This is a genomic window from Methylomonas sp. LW13 (genome assembly GCF_016865255.1).
In the GTDB taxonomy this organism is placed as follows: domain Bacteria; phylum Pseudomonadota; class Gammaproteobacteria; order Methylococcales; family Methylomonadaceae; genus Methylomonas.
In genome coordinates this window covers 2573664-2590811 of sequence record NZ_CP033381.1, presented here as the reverse complement: position 1 = coordinate 2590811, position 17148 = coordinate 2573664, and the positions used below count along the sequence as shown (strand labels likewise).

The 17148-nt window shown below is 55.8% G+C and carries 16 protein-coding genes; 4 read left to right on the top strand and 12 right to left on the bottom strand.

From position 1 onward, the window contains the following. Positions 1–213: 213 nt before the first annotated feature. Positions 214–2607: a phosphoketolase family protein gene (locus tag JL719_RS11630; protein ID WP_033156250.1), complete on the top strand. Its 2394-nt coding sequence runs from the start codon at positions 214–216 to the stop codon at positions 2605–2607. Here the strand turns inward: JL719_RS11630 and JL719_RS11625 are convergent. The 12 genes from JL719_RS11625 to apeE all read right to left on the bottom strand — a co-directional run bounded on the left by JL719_RS11625 (position 2604) and on the right by apeE (position 14827). Further along, complete coding sequence (locus JL719_RS11625) at positions 2604–3977, bottom strand: DUF4129 domain-containing protein (RefSeq protein ID WP_033156251.1); 1374 nt, start codon at positions 3975–3977, stop codon at positions 2604–2606. The genes JL719_RS11630 and JL719_RS11625 overlap by 4 nt on opposite strands. Next, complete coding sequence (locus JL719_RS11620) at positions 3974–5230, bottom strand: DUF58 domain-containing protein (protein WP_033156252.1); 1257 nt, start codon at positions 5228–5230, stop codon at positions 3974–3976. Before JL719_RS11620 ends, JL719_RS11625 begins: the two co-directional genes overlap by 4 nt. 13 nt (positions 5231–5243) lie before the next feature. Then, complete coding sequence (locus JL719_RS11615) at positions 5244–6161, bottom strand: AAA family ATPase (protein ID WP_225893100.1); 918 nt, start codon at positions 6159–6161, stop codon at positions 5244–5246. A 92-nt stretch (positions 6162–6253) separates the two neighbouring features. Further along, positions 6254–7099 (bottom strand): S26 family signal peptidase, encoded by an 846-nt coding sequence (locus tag JL719_RS11610; RefSeq protein WP_033156254.1) that lies wholly within the window; start codon positions 7097–7099, stop codon positions 6254–6256. Between the two features lie 219 nt (positions 7100–7318). Then, a complete protein-coding gene (locus JL719_RS11605; RefSeq protein WP_033156439.1) occupies positions 7319–8524 on the bottom strand; it encodes an NAD(P)/FAD-dependent oxidoreductase in 1206 nt (401 codons plus the stop codon). An 18-nt stretch (positions 8525–8542) separates the two neighbouring features. Further along, positions 8543–8953 carry an outer membrane protein assembly factor BamE domain-containing protein gene (gene bamE, locus JL719_RS11600; protein WP_033156255.1) on the bottom strand — a complete coding sequence of 137 codons (411 nt, stop codon included), beginning with the start codon at positions 8951–8953 and terminating at the stop codon, positions 8543–8545. Positions 8954–8999: 46 nt separating this feature from the next. Then, positions 9000–9785: a beta-ketoacyl synthase chain length factor gene (locus JL719_RS11595; protein ID WP_051669860.1), complete on the bottom strand. Its 786-nt coding sequence runs from the start codon at positions 9783–9785 to the stop codon at positions 9000–9002. Then, positions 9785–10987, bottom strand: a complete 1203-nt coding sequence (locus tag JL719_RS11590; RefSeq protein WP_051669862.1) for a beta-ketoacyl-ACP synthase — start codon at positions 10985–10987, stop codon at positions 9785–9787. The genes JL719_RS11595 and JL719_RS11590 overlap by 1 nt, the downstream gene beginning before the upstream one ends. Then, positions 10987–13317, bottom strand: a complete 2331-nt coding sequence (locus JL719_RS11585) for an MMPL family transporter (RefSeq protein ID WP_033156256.1) — start codon at positions 13315–13317, stop codon at positions 10987–10989. Before JL719_RS11585 ends, JL719_RS11590 begins: the two co-directional genes overlap by 1 nt. A 3-nt stretch (positions 13318–13320) precedes the next feature. Then, positions 13321–13953 carry a LolA family protein gene (locus tag JL719_RS11580; RefSeq protein ID WP_225893099.1) on the bottom strand — a complete coding sequence of 211 codons (633 nt, stop codon included), beginning with the start codon at positions 13951–13953 and terminating at the stop codon, positions 13321–13323. After that, positions 13950–14561, bottom strand: coding sequence for a COG4648 family protein (locus tag JL719_RS11575; protein WP_033156257.1), 612 nt, complete (start codon positions 14559–14561; stop codon positions 13950–13952). Before JL719_RS11575 ends, JL719_RS11580 begins: the two co-directional genes overlap by 4 nt. A gap of 2 nt (positions 14562–14563) precedes the next feature. Beyond that, entirely contained in the window at positions 14564–14827 is a 264-nt protein-coding gene (gene apeE / locus JL719_RS11570; protein WP_033156258.1) for an ApeE family acyl carrier protein, read from the bottom strand. Between the two features lie 142 nt (positions 14828–14969). Here apeE and JL719_RS11565 point away from each other — a divergent pair, with 142 nt between their 5' ends. The 3 genes from JL719_RS11565 to JL719_RS11555 are packed head-to-tail and all read left to right on the top strand — an operon-like array spanning position 14970 to position 17055. Then, a complete protein-coding gene (locus JL719_RS11565) occupies positions 14970–15473 on the top strand; it encodes a methyltransferase family protein (RefSeq protein ID WP_051669864.1) in 504 nt (167 codons plus the stop codon). Between the two features lie 56 nt (positions 15474–15529). Then, positions 15530–15772: an acyl carrier protein gene (locus JL719_RS11560; RefSeq protein ID WP_033156259.1), complete on the top strand. Its 243-nt coding sequence runs from the start codon at positions 15530–15532 to the stop codon at positions 15770–15772. Next, positions 15769–17055, top strand: coding sequence for a hypothetical protein (locus JL719_RS11555; protein ID WP_033156260.1), 1287 nt, complete (start codon positions 15769–15771; stop codon positions 17053–17055). The genes JL719_RS11560 and JL719_RS11555 overlap by 4 nt, the downstream gene beginning before the upstream one ends. Positions 17056–17148 lie beyond the last annotated feature (93 nt).

Below are 17148 nucleotides of genomic sequence, written 5' to 3'. Positions count from 1 at the left end.
TGTTAAATAATATGGATTGCGAAAACACGCTTTTTCGATCATTGGCGAACATTGTTCCGGTTTAAGTGCTGTATCCGACCAATGCTGCAATGCCAAATTTTATCGGTAATTCGCTATTTTTGAATTGCACAAGCATACACTACACTAATCCAGGAATTTCCACGCCGTTCTGGTAGCGCGGAAACACGTTTTGGTCAACAAAGGAGTTAGCGCATGACGACACTGGAAACAGCTTTACCAGCGGTTATCTCGCCACTGAGCGAAGAAGAACTAAAAGGCATCAACGCCTATTGGCGAGCTTGCACTTATTTGGCGGCCGGCATGATTTATCTGCGCGATAACCCCTTATTAAAGGAACCGCTGAAACCGGACCACATCAAAAACCGACTGCTCGGCCACTGGGGTTCCAGTCCCGGTTTGAGCTTTATCTACGTACATCTCAACCGGCTGATCAAGCATTACGATCTTAATGCGATTTTCCTGGCGGGCCCCGGTCATGGTGCGCCGGGGGTGTTGGCGCCAGTGTATTTGGAAGGCACTTACGCGGAAATCTACCCGAACAAAGGCGAAGACGAAGACGGCCTACTGCAGTTTTTTAAAGAATTTTCGTTCCCTGGTGGCATTGGCAGCCACTGCACTCCGGAGACGCCGGGCTCTATCCATGAAGGCGGCGAGTTGGGTTACAGCGTTTCCCATGCTTACGGCGCCGCTTACGACAATCCGGATTTGCTGGTGGCGTTGGTGGTCGGCGACGGCGAAGCCGAAACCGGGCCGCTCGCTACATCGTGGCATTCCAATAAATTCATGAATCCGATACGCGATGGCGCGGTGCTACCGATCCTGCATCTAAACGGCTACAAGATCAACAATCCGACCTTATTATCACGGATTCCTCATGAAGAGCTGGAACAACTGTTTCGCGGCTACGGCTACACGCCGTATTTCGTGGAAGGCAGCGATCCGGACACCATGCATCAACTGATGGCTGGCGTACTGGAAACTTGCGTGCTGGAGATTCGGCGGATCCAGCAAGATGCCCGCGCAAGCGGCATCCCTACCCGGCCGCATTGGCCGATGATTATCTTACGCAGCCCGAAAGGCTGGACCGGGCCGAAAGACGTGGATGGGCATAAAGTGGAAGCCTTTTGGCGTTCTCACCAGGTGCCGTTGGCCGGCGTGAAAGACAATCCGGCGCATATGCAACTCTTGTCTGACTGGCTGCACAGTTACAAACCGGAAGAATTGTTCGATGAGAATGGCAAGCTGATTCCCGAATTAAAAGCCCTGGCTCCACAAGGCAGCCGGCGGATGAGCGCGAACCCACATGCCAACGGTGGTCTGTTGCGCAAGGCTTTACGGATGCCGGATTTTCAAGATTATGCCTTGGCGTTGAACGGCCCAGGCAAAGTATCGGCGGAAAATACCCGGCCTCTGGGCAAGTTTTTGCGCGACATCATGAACGCCAATATGAACAATTTTCGGGTGTTCGGCCCCGACGAAAACAGCTCCAACAAACTGGATGATGTTTACAAAGCCAGCAAGAAAACCTGGCTGGCGGATTATCTGCCGGAAGATGCCGACGGCGGCGAACTAGCGACCGATGGCCGGGTGATGGAAATGCTCTCTGAACATACCCTGGAAGGCTGGCTGGAAGGCTATTTATTGACCGGCCGCCACGGCTTTTTTTCGTCGTACGAAGCCTTTGTACATGTGATCGACTCCATGTTCAATCAACACGCCAAGTGGCTGGCAATGTCCAAGGCCGTGTCCTGGCGGGCGCCGGTGTCATCATTGAATTTGCTGATTACTTCTACGGTCTGGCGGCAGGATCACAATGGCTTTACGCATCAAGACCCCGGCTTTTTGGACTTGGTCGTCAACAAAAGCCCGTCGGTAACGCGCATCTATTTGCCGCCCGATGTGAACTGCCTGCTGTCTGTTGCCAACCATTGTTTGCAAAGTACCGACTACATTAACGTGATCGTTTGCGACAAACAAAAACATCTGCAGTATCTGGATATGGACGCGGCGATCAAACATTGCACCAAGGGCATCGGTATTTGGGAATGGGCCAGTAACGATGATGGTACCGAGCCCGATTTGGTGATGGCCAGCGCCGGCGACATTCCCACCAAGGAAGCCTTGGCTGCGGTGGTTTTGTTGCGCGAGCACTTTCCACAATTGAAAATTCGTTTCATCAACGTGGTGGATTTGTACAAGCTAGTGCCCGCCAGTGAGCATCCGCACGGCCTGTCGGATCGGGATTTCGATAGCCTGTTTACCGTCGATAAACCGGTGATTTTCAACTTCCACGGTTATCCCTGGCTGATTCATAGACTGGCTTACAGGCGCCACAATCATGCCAATCTGCATGTTCGCGGCTACAAGGAAAAAGGCAGCATCAACACCCCGCTGGAATTGGCGATTCAAAACGAAACCGACCGTTTCAGCCTGGCAATCGATGCGATAGATCGGATTCCGGCGTTGCAAGTATCCGGAGCCCACGTCAAGGAAAAGCTGCGTGACCGGCAAATCGATTGCCGCAACTACGCTTACGAGCACGGCATAGACCGGCCGGAAGACGACCAATGGCACTGGCCGTATTAAAGTTGACGATAAATTGTGCGGTACAACTGCCGCATGCGCCGAATATGCGCGTCCGCTAACGGTTTATCGCCGTAACGGGCCGCTTCGAACAAACCGGTGATTTCCGCCGCACTGCGCCGCGCATCGCGATGCCGACGACTGATTTGCGCCAGATATTCGCGGGTGTTGGCGGTATCGGCGCGTGGCACGTCGTGCGATGCAAACAAGCGAGACATAGCCCGGTAATACTGGCGGGCAGCGGTTTCGCCGCCAGCATGGCGGCCGATCACACCCAAACGCAGATAGTCCCATTGAGTTATTAGCCAAATTACCCAAGGGATTTCCCGCAACAAAGCCCCGAACGCCAGTAAAATGGCTAGTAAAATCAAAGCCAGCAAACCCAATATGGCCGCCAACCAGTGCTCGCGCAGCCATTGTTTCAACCACTCCCACCAGTCGAAAATCACCGCAACGGCTGGTACCAAAGCTTGTTGCGCCGATTCGCTAAGGTCGGCAATGCCGTTGATCGCCGCCGCCTGCCAGGCCGGCATATTGACTCGCTTAGCAGCGGCACGCATGTCCGCCGGGCTCGGCCAACGGCTGCCGGCCTGCCATTGTTGGCCCGTGCCCTCTCCTCCACCCGCAGCTTGTTGTTGCTCGCCACGCGCTTTTTCGGCTGGCTGACCTGAACCGGTTTGGCCGCCGCTGCCGGCTTGTTCGATATCACCGCCGGGATTTTGCAAGCTGACCTGGCCGAAACGCCACTCCAGATAAGGCCAGTTGATTTGCGGCGTTATCAGATAAAGCCCGCCACCGATCAGCACGATGGCGGCGGTGGCCGCCAAAATAGCGGCGCCCTGCCCTTGGCTGCTGGGCCGGCCTAGACTCAAACGCTGCAGGTCCGCGCCGCGCCGCTGGACTTGCTCGGCAACCAGACAAAAAACCACCGTCACGATATAAGGCGCTAGATAAAACAACATGGTCCAGTCGGCGCGGTAATGCGAGGCGGCAAACAATACTATCGCCAACGACACCAACAACCCCAGATTCATCTCGCGCCGGCCGGAGGTAACGCAATTGTAGGAAGCCTGCAACATCGCCAATAGATACAACCCGGCGCGCGGCATACCCCAAATCGGCATAAATACCAATACGAACAGCAAGAAACCGATAAACAACACGGCCTTTTGCCAAACCTTGCCCGCTCCCGAAAGCCAGTGGATTTGCCGCCAGCCGACAATGGACGTGCCACCGAATACGATAGCCCAGAACAGCATTTCCCGCGCAAAGCTGCCGTATTGGATATCCAAAAACGCATTACAGGCGACGGCCAGCCATTGCGCTAGAAACAATCCCACATAGACTGGAAAACTCAGCGGAGAGGCGGTCATCGGTTAAACAGCGCCGTTAAGTCGTCGCCTCGTCGTACCGTGACGCAATGCGCGCCCAATTCCAGTAAACCGGCGTTCAATGTCCGGTCGCTGCTGTCGCGACGGGTCCAACTGGCGGCGTTTAGAAAGCTGTCACGTTCAAACAATACCGCGAATAAATACACGCCCTTAGCCCGCAGCAAAGCCAGCGCCTGCAGGGTTTCGGCATTGCGGTGCGGCGGCTCGGCCAATAACAGCACGACCGTTTCGCCGCGCACGCAATTCAACGCAATCTCGGTCAGTAATTTGGCATACGGCGTTACGCCGTCGGCCTCCGCGATTGCCAGCGCATCCAGGATGGCTTGATAATGAAAATCGCCCTTGCCGGATAGAATCCGCAACGGCTGTGCGGCATCAGCCAACACGCGGCTGTGCATGTTCTGGTCACAGGCATAAGCCGCCACGGAGGCGGCGATGCGTATCGCGTATTCCAGGGTACTGTGCTTGCCGCGACCGATATTGGCGTCCTTGGCTAAATCCAGGGCGATGCAGATGCAGGCCGACGCCAACGGCTCGAACTCCTTGACCATCAACTCATTCAAGCGCGCCGTGGTCGGCCAATGGATATGCCGGGGATTGTCGCCGCGCCGGTATTCGCGTAATCCAGAGAATTCCGCCGCACCGGCGCCATCCGGTAGACAATAACCTCCCCGGTGAATCTGGCTAGGCGCGCCGAACAGCGACAGCGATAGGATGGGAAAGACCTTCGGGTAAATGGTCAGGGTTTGCCGGGAATGGTCGGCGCGGCTACGCGCCTCGGCTAAGCCCAACGGAAAACTGGACGCCAAACCCATCGGCCCCAGTTTATAAAAGCCGCGTTTTTCGCACAGCAAGGGTACGTCGAAACTACGCGCACCGCGGCCCGGCACGTAAGCGACGCTACCCAGCAATTTATCGCCGTCGTTGGCGCCGTGTTCGGCGGCATCGACGAAAGGCAAGCGGTCGACCAACTCCACCATGAAGCGCGGCAGCCAGCCGCGATTTTGTACGTCGACCCGAAACACGATGGTTTCTCCTTCCAACGCCCGTTGCGGCCCGACCCGCCGCACCGATAAGCGTTGAAGCAACCAACGCGGCCAGAGCATGCCGGTCAATAAGGCGGCACTGAGCAATGCAGCGAGCAGCCAAGGCAGACTCTGTTCGCGGCTGATAGCCGCCAAATAAGCGGCCAGCGTAAAGCCGCACAAGATTAAAAATTTCAGTCTCAGCGCCATTGTGGTCTAGCGATCAAACTACCGGCGGTGGCAGCCGGTCGAGAATTTCCGCGAGAATTTCGCCAGCGTTGCGCCCCAGCACCGCGGCCTGCGGTTTGACGATCAGGCGGTGTTCCAAAATAGCCGGCGCGATGCTTTTCACCAAATCCGGCGACACGAAATCCCGGCCGCGTAAATAAGCCAAGCCTTGCGCACCGCGCGCCAAGGCCAAGGTGCCGCGCGGACTGATACCCAAGCGCAAATCGCTATGCTGGCGGCTGGCGGCGCTGATACCGACCATATACTTAGCCACGTCCATACTAATATGCACCGCCTTGACCTGAGCCCGCGCCGCTAGAATATCGGCTTCGGACGTGACAGCCGGCAAGCTGTCGATAGGATGAGTCTGGGTTTGCGCCGCCAGTATCCGCATTTCCTGTTCGATAATGGGGTACTCCATCCGCAAGCGCATGAAAAACCGGTCCAGCTGTGCTTCCGGCAAGGCGTGGGTGCCGGCCATATCGATTGGGTTCTGGGTGGCCAGCACCATAAACAGCTTGGGCAGTTCATGTGTATACCCGTCAACGCTGACATGAAATTCTTCCATGCATTCCAACAACGCCGATTGCGCGCGCGGTGTGGCTCGGTTGATTTCGTCGGCTAGCAGCAGATGGGTAAATACCGGCCCCGGCCGGAATTCGAAATCGGCGGTTTTTTGGTTGTAGATAGCGACGCCGGTAATGTCGGACGGTAATAAATCCGAGGTGCATTGCAGGCGTTTCATGTCCACCGCCACCGAACGGGCCAATGCCCTGGCCAACATGGTCTTGCCCGTACCCGGCACATCCTCCAACAACACATGGCCGCGGCACAGCATCGCGACCACGGCCAATTCGATGACCGGCCGTTTGCCGATAATGACTTTTTCGACGTTTTCAATTAAAGAAAGCATGGCATCCATCAGCTGAGGATTGTCCTGTTAAAGATGTGAGCGGGAAATGGGAGAGCCAAGCTTAGCAGAGCCTGGCCGTTTGTCATCCCAGACTACGAGTTAAGGCGCTTGGCTGCGAATTCGGTATCGGAAAATAGCGCTAACACCGCGAATATCACAATCGCCACCAGTGTCGTGCCCGCTGCGGCGACAGATAAGCCAAAAAACGTCAACCAGGAAACAAACGCATAATAAATGGCCGGCATGACAGCGTTATAACCAAGCGATAGGCCTATGACTCCGAGCAATAACCAGATCGCAAAATTCAAACCAACGCTAATTCGCGCCAAGTAATAAACCGGTTTAACGATACGCTCCTTACGCTTGCCCAGTCCGAAAAATACCAGGCCATAGAGCACGATCAAAACCGAACCGTAAACGAACAGTTCCGGGTGCTGGGCCGCCGACGTCGCTTGATCGAATACATAAAGCACGCTTGCATTTATGTTGCTATGCGCCAGCAGATGGTTTGCCAATGTCCCGGGATTCGCGGACTCCGCAGTGTCGGGAATAAAATCCGGGAAAAAGAAAACGGCTTGTTGCGGCACGATTAGCGTCGAGTTGGGCAAGGTATTCCGCGGATATTCTGCGGCCGGTTTGCCGTTAACCGACAATACACCGGCTGTAAAACCGATTTCATCACCTGGCATCCCGACGATTCTGCTGATCTGCAGTTTGCCGGCCGCATCGTCAAAGCTGATCAAGCGTCCGGCTGCCAAATCCACTTTAGCGGACATTACCATAAAAGCGTTCTTGGACAACTCCTTGTATAAGGGATTGGCCGATGCCATGCGGCTGATCGGGTGGTACATAACAGTGTAAATAATCGGACAGCCGAAAACGACCACCGCCAGCAGGCTGAGCAGCGTTGGCACCAATGAAGATCGATTAACGCGCATAGTGATTCGTCCGAGTCAAAAGCCCTAAAGACTAGCACAGCCTCAAAACCGTGCATGTTGGCGACGCGGACAGATGGATGGTCGGGTTAGGATATGCCCAATGTTTGGCATTGCCTCAACTGCGCCGAGTAAAATTTGATGTTTTAGTGATGGGTTTAGATGGTTTGGGGAGGTAAAAAATGCTGCTTAGCCGGCAAAGGCTGGAAATTTCCGGAAAAACTAACTTACACTGCGGCGACCAGCTAGCAGGCTTTGTTGCAGTTTGTTGTCGTCTACCCATAAATCGCCGGCCAGCAGTTGCGCGATCTGAGCTTTCAAATCCGGATCGCGGTCGGCTTCGAAAAACAAGTTATGGACAATATTGGATTGATAAAAGCGTTCGACGAATAATCGCATCGTATTAAAACCCAGCAAGTACTGGTCATCGTCCTCGGTATGCAGCTCCGGATCGGCTTCCCGCCCGTCGCTTAGCCCGACATGGACGCGGTCGGCAACTCGGGCGGCGCTGGTGAAGGCTAAAAATACGCCGGACGAAAACACCGGATCGAGGAAGCCAGCCGCATCGCCGCAGCAGGCATAGCGGACGCCGTAGCGGCTTTGGTTGGTGTAACTGAAATCCGCTTCGACCCGTACCGGCGCGAATTGCGCCGCTCCTGTTATCAAACGACTCAGGAGCGGCGATGCAGCCAGATAACGGCGCAACAATTCTTCCGCATCGCAGTCCTTAGGGCGCTCTTTCTGTACCACCAAGCCCACACTGAGGCGCCGCTCGGCCAGCGGAATGATCCAGATCCAGCCGATGTCCACGACCGGCACGTATATATTGCCGGAACGGAACAATTCATCGGCCTCCTCGCCCGGTTGAATGTTCTCGAAGTGGGTGTATACCGCAAATTTGCCCAAATTGTCGATACGTCTGATAGCTTTGTCTTTCCTGCCCATTAACGCGCTACGGCCCGTGGCATCGATCAAATAGCGGCAGTGGTATTGGCCTTTATCGGACACGATGTCCACCCCTGCCGGTTGGCAGGCAACGTCCAGTACTTTTTCGTCCTGATGGGTATCTACGCCGTGTTTGCCGGCGTTTTCAAACAGCATTTGATCGAATGGGGCGCGTTCGATCTGGTAGGTCTTGCGATTGATTGCCAACGGAAAATACATGCGTTGTTCGGTCGCTTCGTCGATGAACACCGCTCCGCTTTTCGATAGGTTGCCAGCGCTCCAATCTATCCCCAAGCGTTGGATGACCGGTTCGCTGAACGGCAGCATGGATTCGCCAATGTGAAAACGCGGATGCCTGCCGCTCTCCAACAGCAAAACCTTGTGGCCATATTGCGCCAATAAGGTCGCGGCCGTCGAGCCGGCCGGACCGCCACCGACGACCGCAACATCATAGTCAAAACCGTTTTGCTTATTGTCGAGCATCATTCAGAGATATATTGATTAATCGTTCGGATAACCGTCTTCGGCTGCATTGTAAATGGCCCGAAACACAGTCCAATGCACGCCGCCGATGCCGGCGCCGGTGTAAGTAATGATGCCCACACCTTTGTAAAACTCATCGGTGCGCATCACGTCCGGGCCGAAATAAAACGGAATCCAGGCTTTACCGGTTTGGTAAGACTTGGTGTCGGTGGGTTGACCCAGAATTTCGTGGACTTGGCCCTGGGTCATGCCCAGCTTGAGTTTGGCGAATGGGCTATTGGCCGGAAAATTACCGTCAATCCGCGATTCCGGGGCGGTGCTTGATTGAGAGGTCGGTGCGCCTGCTTGCGCGGGCGCCTTATTGCTGGATGCGCAGCCGGCGGCCAGCGCTAAAGCGGCGAAGAATGCAAATGTTTTATAGTGCTTCACAGAGATACCTTCCGGTTAGTTTTGTCAGCGGTCAATAGTAGTTCAGTTACCGCCATTTTTCACCATCGCCCGTTTTCGGATAAGCAGAGGCCACTCCTGCATGAACTTGCCAACCCGGCATATGCGGGCTTAATGCTATGGCTTGCGGTACTCTTCCGGTTAAAGCCGCTTCAAGCAAAGGAATGGCGGCCAAAATGGGCATGCTATTAACCGAATCAGTCCAGTCCGCCGGAAAAATGCTTTCGCCAACTTGCGGTCTGCTAATCTGCATCAGTCGTCCGTCCACTGTTCCAGCCGCCAATAGCAAGGCGTAGGCAAATGCCGGATTACCGCAACCGGGAACCAGATAGCCCGGCCATGCCTCATCGTAACAAACCAATAGCAGCTCACCTCCCTGGCAAGCCAACTGGCACCAGGCTTCCAACAACGCCATTGCCAAGGTATCCGATCCTGCCGCCAGAGCGGTGGCTGGCTGGGTACATTGCTGAGCGATACTCCAATAACCCGCCGCGGTATTTTGCACGGAATTGTGAAAAGCGCTGGGCGACATCACCCCGTCCGTTTTGACCAGTTGGTTACAAATCTGGTCGGTGGTGTTTATTTCTCCGGCCACGCTGGCAAATATCGCCGGTAAGCTGGATGGCGAACGCTGGGCTTGCTCGCAGGCAGCGCTTGCCGCGCTGAAGGCCATCTGCATCGCTTGGCTGCTACGCCGGCGCAACAGCGGCGGGATGGTCTCGCGATTGATAGCAAAAGCCGGAAACGGCAGGTTAGCCCGAAAATCGGGGTCCGGCGCACAAACGCCCACGCCAAGCAGGCTCATGCAATCCATTATGCAGCCTCCAGCAGGACACTGGCATTGTTACCGCCGAAGCCAAACGCATTGCTCAATATCAGTCGGGGGCTGACGTTCAGTTCCGGCGCTGTTACCAGCGGAAACCGGCATTCGGGGTCGGGCATTTGCAAACCGCAGGTGCCGGGCAAAAATCCGCGCTCCAAAGCCAGTAGGCTCACCACGACTTCCAAGGCACCGGCCGCCCCCAAAGTATGACCCAGCAAACCTTTCACGCCACTGCAGGGCGGCGGATTGGCAAACACGCTGGCTACCGCTCTGGCCTCGGCCAGATCGTTTAAAGTGCTGGCGGTGGCATGCAAATTAATGTAATCGACCTCGCTCACGTCGCGTCCAGCCAAACGTAAAGCCTGCGCCATTGCCGAAGCAGCCCCAAGCCCCTCCGGGTGCGGGGCGCTCATATGGTGGGCATCCGACGATTCCCCCACCGCCAACAGTCGGGGCCGATCGGTATTGTCAGCGCTGGGTTTTTCCAACAACAGTAAAGCCGCGCCCTCCCCTATGTTAATCCCTTGGCGCCCCGCATCCATCGGCCGGCAAGCGTCCGCCGAGATCAGTTGCAAACTGTTGAAACCGCGCAGGGTTAGGCGGCACAAACTGTCTACGCCGGCGACTAACACCGCGTCACAACAATCGGTGACAAGCAAGCGTTGCGCGGCGGCCAAGGCTTTGGCGCTGGACGAGCAGGCAGTGGAGATGGCATAGCACGGCCCTTGCAAGCCCAGTTCCAACTGCAAAAACTCGGCCGTGGCTTGGGCGGTTTGCACCTTGGTGAAATAAAAGTTGTCTGGCATCACGCCGTCTTGCTGCAAGCGCGCATAGGCGTTCTCTGAGTCGTAGATACCGGAGGTACTGGTGCCGAGTATTAAACCGACGCGGGTTGCACCGTAAAGGGCGACCGCCCTCTCCACCTCGGCGCGAAAACCGCCCTGCTCCAAAGCTTTTAGTGCCAAGCGGGCATTGCGGGAATTGTAGGTTTGCAAATCACGCCGAATGTCCGGTAAAGCTGAGGTCACCTCACCCACCACGGTATCAAAAGGAATATCGAACAAGTTTAGCGGTTTCAGGCAAGGACGATTGGCTAGCAGACTGGCGTACAAAGCGTCCACATCGTCACCGCCGGCGCTGACGCATTGGTAGGCCGTGACGGCGACTGGAGAAATCAGTGGGGAAATACGCATCAATTCTTTGGCTTTTGGATCAGTAAGGGACAAAGCAGAAAACCCAAGCTCACGCCCAAGCTTACCGACAGTGCGAGAATTGGCAAGGTGGGCGTCTTGCCCAAGCCCATGGCACCGAAGGACGCAATCGTAGTCAGAGTGGATGAGGCAATCGCGTGGTAAGTCACATCGGCATCTTGGCCGCGGTTGTCGATAAAAAAGATGCCGTAATCCAAGCACAGCGACACCGATAACAACAAGCCGATCACATGCAGAAAACTGACTTCCTCGCCCATCAGCGCCCACGTGGCAAAAATGAACAGCACGCCAGCCAGCGAAGGCAGCAAGGTCAAACACACTTTGCGCAGGTCGCGTTGTTGCAGCCAAATAAACCAGGCCATCACGATTATGCCTATGCCCAGCATCATTAAAGACCGATCCCGATATTTCCCCGCCAACTGATCCAGCTGATCTTTTTGGCTGAAGTACCGCGTGCCTTCCAAGCCGGCCAAACCGGCTGTCAATTTGGCGGGATCGTGCTCGCCCAACCACAGCGATAACATCACCCCGGATTGCCCGCTGACTATTTGCCCGGACAGAATATGTCTGACAGGCGAATCCATCACCGACTCAGCTTGCAGTGCATCGGGTGACGCAGGCGCTAACGTCCCTAACTTCTCGACCGACAAGCCCGCCTCGGCTAAGCCGGTTTGCCAAGCTTGCTGAAATTCCGGCGTCAGGCCACGTTGGTAAACCTGGCTGTTCTCTGTTTGCAACTGCTTGGATACCAACCAGGGAAACAGACCGTGATATTCGCTAATGACTCCCGCTTGCTTTAAAGACTGTAACCGGCGCTCGGCGGCTTCGGACCGTTGCAGCGCAGTTTCCCAGTCGTCGGCTTGTATCAACACAAAACGGCCCGGTTCGATACTGGAAAAATGCGCGCGCACTGCCGCATCCTGCTGTTTTAAGCTATCCATATTGACCGCTAGTTGCTGCATATCGCTCATCCAACGAATTTGCGGCAGACACAGCACAGCCATGACCACGCTGGCGGCGAACAGACCCAGCAAGATTTTCCGGTGCAGGCCGCAGAAGTCCACCCAAGCGCCGATGCCGGGTAAATGCGCGGCGTGCAGCGATGAATTGACCAGCAAAGCCGGCAATACCCAGCGGGTCAAGCCCAGCGAGCCGACCACGCTGGCCAAGGCAAACACGGCAATTTGCTCGAAGCCTGGAAAGCCGGTAAAGCCCAAAGCGCCGTAGCCGATCACCGTGGTCAAGCCGCCCATCAACAGGCTGGGCCACAACAGATTGGCCGCTGATAGTGGGGTGTTGCGATGCTTGGCGCAATGCACCATCACATGAATCGGGTAATCCGAGGAGATGCCGATCAAACTGGCGCCCAAGGCCAGCGTCAAACTGTGGACTTGTGGGAAGACTAAAGCCGTTGCCAGGGTGCCGATTACAAACGACGCGCCCTGCACCATCATCACCCAATGCAAAGCCGAGAACGAGTGAAACAGGAATAAAAATACCAGCGCCACCGCCAAACTGGACACCACCGACACCAGCGTCACATCCTGACTAATCTCGCTTTGCGCGGCCACGCTGAACACCGGCACCCCGGCCATCGACAACTTGAAACTCTCCCCCGCCGCAGCGTTTAACGCCGCAAAATTGGCTTGGATCGCCGCTTGCAGGCGCGTCTGCGCTGCCGAATCCAGCGCCGCCGGCCGGCTTTGCATGATTAACGCGCCACCCTGACTGCGTTTGGCTTGCTGCTGAAATTGTCCCTGTAACGCCTTGAAGCCATTGAGTGACAGCAACAACGGATCTTGCTTGGCAATGGTTTTTACAAAGCTACCTTGCGGCGACAGCAAGGCCTGCTTCAATCCTGCGGCTTTGGTCGGCAACTGGCTGGGATCGAACAATGCCGGCGCGTCTTGTTCAGGGTTTAGACTGAACAACCGGGCGTGGTATGGCGCATACGAAGCTACGGCATCGACCCAGTCGCGGGGCGGCTGATCGGCCGGCCACACTTGCTCCACGTCATCCAGCTTAGCTAACTGACTAAGCAGTCTGGCACTGAATGCGGCCACGGACATTGGGGTTTCGCCGCCATTCGTGGCGTCTGTCACTGGGGGGTGATCGGACTTTTCCACCACCAGCAAATAGCGCCGCGACAGTTCGCCTGACTTCAACAAGCCGGCCAACAGCCGGGAGTCTTCATCGTCGGTCGCGGTAAAAAAAGCATTCAGGTCTGTCTCGACCTTGATGTGCCAGAACGTGATTGCCAACAATAAAGGAAACAGCAGCACAAACCAGCGCTTTCGCCAGACAAAAGACACGCCCTATTCTCCGCTGGCTTCCCGCAACAAACTTGGGAGCGAATAGCCCTGTTGTTGTGCTGCCGTGGCTTTGTGCATGCGGTATTCGGTGGATTCGCCGTCCGGCTGTTTGATTAAAATCCGCCGTTGCTGGTCTTGGTCATCGCCGGCTATTTCAATAGACGGGAGATCATCACCGCTCAGCTCCGGTTTCGGCGTCAGCCGCAACGTCCATTGCGGGCCTTGCTTGTCGGCGGCGATGGCATAGTTAAGCTGCAATTCTTCCGTGCGGCCTTGCAGGATGCTGCGAAACACTTTGATTTGCTCGCCCGCCGGCCCCGCCGAATCCAGAGCCGCGCTGTGGCGCTGGTTTTGCTGCGGGTCCCAGTAAAGCATGCGCTGTTCGGCGATAGCCATAATCACCCGCGCCGGTTGCAGTTGCAATTTGACCAGGCTGCCGTCGGTGCCGGACAGCATGACACCTTGTCCGTGCCATGGCGCGTCTGCCAGTTCCAGCACGCGGGTTTCCTCATACTGAAACTGCGCCTGACCTGTTTGGCGGATTCGAGTCAATAACTCGCTCAGCACTGCGTCATCAGCCCATCCAAACATGGGCAACACGGCCAAAAGCAAAAACAGCGTGCGTTTAATCGTCATCCCTTGAATACCCTATGGCCGTTCATGGCGATGCATTTGAAGGTTTCCAGAGCCGGTGGAATTTCCAAATTGGGAAAGCGCCGATGCCGGTAAAACCATTCTCCGGTTCCCAGTAGGCCCATCAATAGATACACCACCACACCGGTGTAAAGCGCCCAAGCGGTCTGCCCCATGATAGCCGGCAGCGCGGCGCAGATCGCGATGTTGACGGCAAAGAACAAGGTCCAAACCCAGGTCAGGTTCCGGCAATATTCGGCTATACCCGGCACTAACTCGGGAAACTGCAAACGCACCAAGCGTTCGATAAAAGAAGGCGGCGACCACAGGGTATGCCCGAATAAAAAGGTCAGCCACAAATAGGCAAACGACGGCACCAGCCAGACAAAATAGGTCGTGGCAAAATAGGCGCCGGCCAGCAACACCGCTGCCAGTAAAAAACTAAGCAAACGCGCGACTAGCCCGGACGAGGTAAAACCGCGCCACAAAGTCAGTGCGGCGAATACGATGAGTTCAAAGCTGGCAAATCCCAGACCGGCCAGATAGGCACTCAAAAAAGGATAAGCAACGACGATACCGGCGATAATCAGCGGCTTAACGACCTGCCCCATGGTTAACGGGTGCGATTAGCGGCGACGAATTCGGCGAGCGAGCGGAGAGAGAGAAAGATCTGATTATTGCGTTCGTCGCCGGAGGTGATCTTGATGCCGTATTGGCGGTCCAGCATCACGCCGATTTCCAGCGCATCGATAGAGTCCAAGCCCAGTCCACCGCCGAACAAAGCATCATCCGGCGACAGATCGTCCGGGACGATGTCTTCCAGGAGCAAGCCCTCGATAAGCATGGTTTTCAATTGGCTGATCAAGTCTTCTGACATGGCTGTTCAAGTTCCATTAACAAACGCCGGATTCTACACAAATTCCCGCAGCGGTTCAAAATCACTTGGATTGCGGCGCGGGGAATGCCAAAATTGCCGCAAGCTTAGCCCACCCGAACTTCCAAACCCGACAGACCGATACGTGCGTCCTTTCCTGGCCTTCAAAATCCTACTATTCACGCTGCTCGTTCCCGGCGCGGTGCTGATTTACCTGCCTTACTACTTACTTTCGGATCCGGAGAACTTGCAGACAGTAAATGCGGCATGGGCGATACCTGCCGGCTTGTGTATCATGCTGGGCCTAGCTATTTACCTGCGCTGCGCCTGGGATTTTGCTATCGCCGGTTTGGGTACGCCAGCGCCTATCGATCCCCCGCAGAAACTGGTGGTGAGCGGCCTGTATCGCCGGACCCGCAATCCGATGTTTCAAGGCATATTGTTGGTGCTGCTGGCGGAATGTTTGCTATATGCCGATCCGGGCCTGATAGTCTATGCTGGTGCTATCGCGCTGTTTTTTCATATTACCGTGGTGTTTCGCGAAGAACCGGATTTGACCAGCCGGTTTGGCGCGTCTTACAGCCATTATTGTCGGCAAGTGCCGCGCTGGGGTTTTGCGTTAAAAGCCTTTTCCCCGGAGCCGATTTAACGCACGTGCTGCGCTTTGACTAGGATTTGTTTTTAACTCACCCACCTTTTGCTGCCATGAAGGAAATACTCAAGCATTTCATCTTTGCCGAACTGATTTATCACGAAGACCCGGCCGCATTCGGCGACGACGACAACCTGTTGGACGCCGGCCTGGACAGCATGGGCATCATGCGCCTGATCATGTTTGCCGAAAAAGAATTTGGCGTGACGCTGCCGGACACCGAAATCGAACCGGATAACGTCGGCAGTCTGAACTCGCTGGAAAGCTGGATCCGCCGTAGCGGTTACGCCGGATGACGGACACAAAGGAACAGCTGTTCAATCCTGGCGATTATTTTACCTACGTACTCGACCAGGAAATTCGCAACGCCGGGATGCCTGGCGGCTATTGCGGCTTTGCGCTGCAATTGGCTGAGACGCCGGATTTGTCAGCGCTGCAACAACGCTTGGATCTGCTGGTGGCACGCTTTCCGCAAGCATCCGCCAAAATCGAGCCGCGCGGCAAGCGTTTCGCTTGGGTCGCCACCGGCAACCCGATACCGCTGGAATTTCATCAGTGCCAACCCGGTGCGGATGAGGCGGACGAATCCCAGCGTTTGCTATTGGACATTTTCAATCGCCCGGAATCCCGGCCGCTGACCGTGCACTGGATAGCCGGCGCGGAAGGCGGCACTTTGCTGCTGATTTGGTTGCATCCTCTATTGGATGCGCGCGGCTGCAAGATATTGCTGGATTTTCTGTCGTCCGAGCGGCCGGACAGCTTCAAGGAATCTTCGTCCTTAATCGAAGCCAAACTGGCGCAATGGAACTTCTGGAAAAAACTGCAATTGTTTTTCAAAGCCAAACGCCACAATACCGCCGCCAACAGCTTGGATAGTTGCCTACCCACGCAAATTGAGCAAGGCCCGCAGCGCCTGCACTTAAAAGTGCAGCGCTTCGATGCCGACCAGTCGCAACGCATCGCCAAACTGGCGCAACAGGCCACCGGATTGACCGGGCGCACTTTGTACTACCTGGGCTGCATCATGCGGGCCATGGAATGGGTCGGCCCACCAGCCGCAAAAGACGGTTATTGCATCCCTTATGCGTTTAACCTGCGCCGGCAGAATGCGCCGACGCCGGTTTTTGGCAACCATATCGGCTGCTTGTTCGCCCGCGCCACGCGCGAGCAAGTGCGAGATAGAACAGGTTTGTTTGCGCATCTAGTCAGCGAACATAAGCAAGTGGTCCGCGATGAACTGGACCTGGCCTACCTGCCGCTGATGTGGCTGGGGCAATGGCTGACACCTGCAAAATATGCCAAAGTGCTGCGTAAACAACACAGCGGCGGCGAGTTGAGCTCGCTGTGGTTTTCCGACATCGGCGAACTGTCCTGGCGCAAGCAAGGCTTTCTCGGCGTCCCAGTAACTGATTTGTCCTTAATGTGCTGGATGAGCTTGCCGCCCGGTTTGGCGCTGCTGGCCTGCCAACTCGACGGCAAGCTGGTTTTGTCCTATAGCTACTTGTCGCCGGCGATCGATGAAGCGTGGTTGGATGCGGTGATCGCGCGGATGAATGTTGAGTTATTGGATAGCCCATGATACTCGCTCATCTCCACCCATCGTTCCCACGCTCCAGCGTGGGAATGCAGTTAGAACCGCTCCAGCGGTTCTGGACGCGGGAGCGTCCCTGAC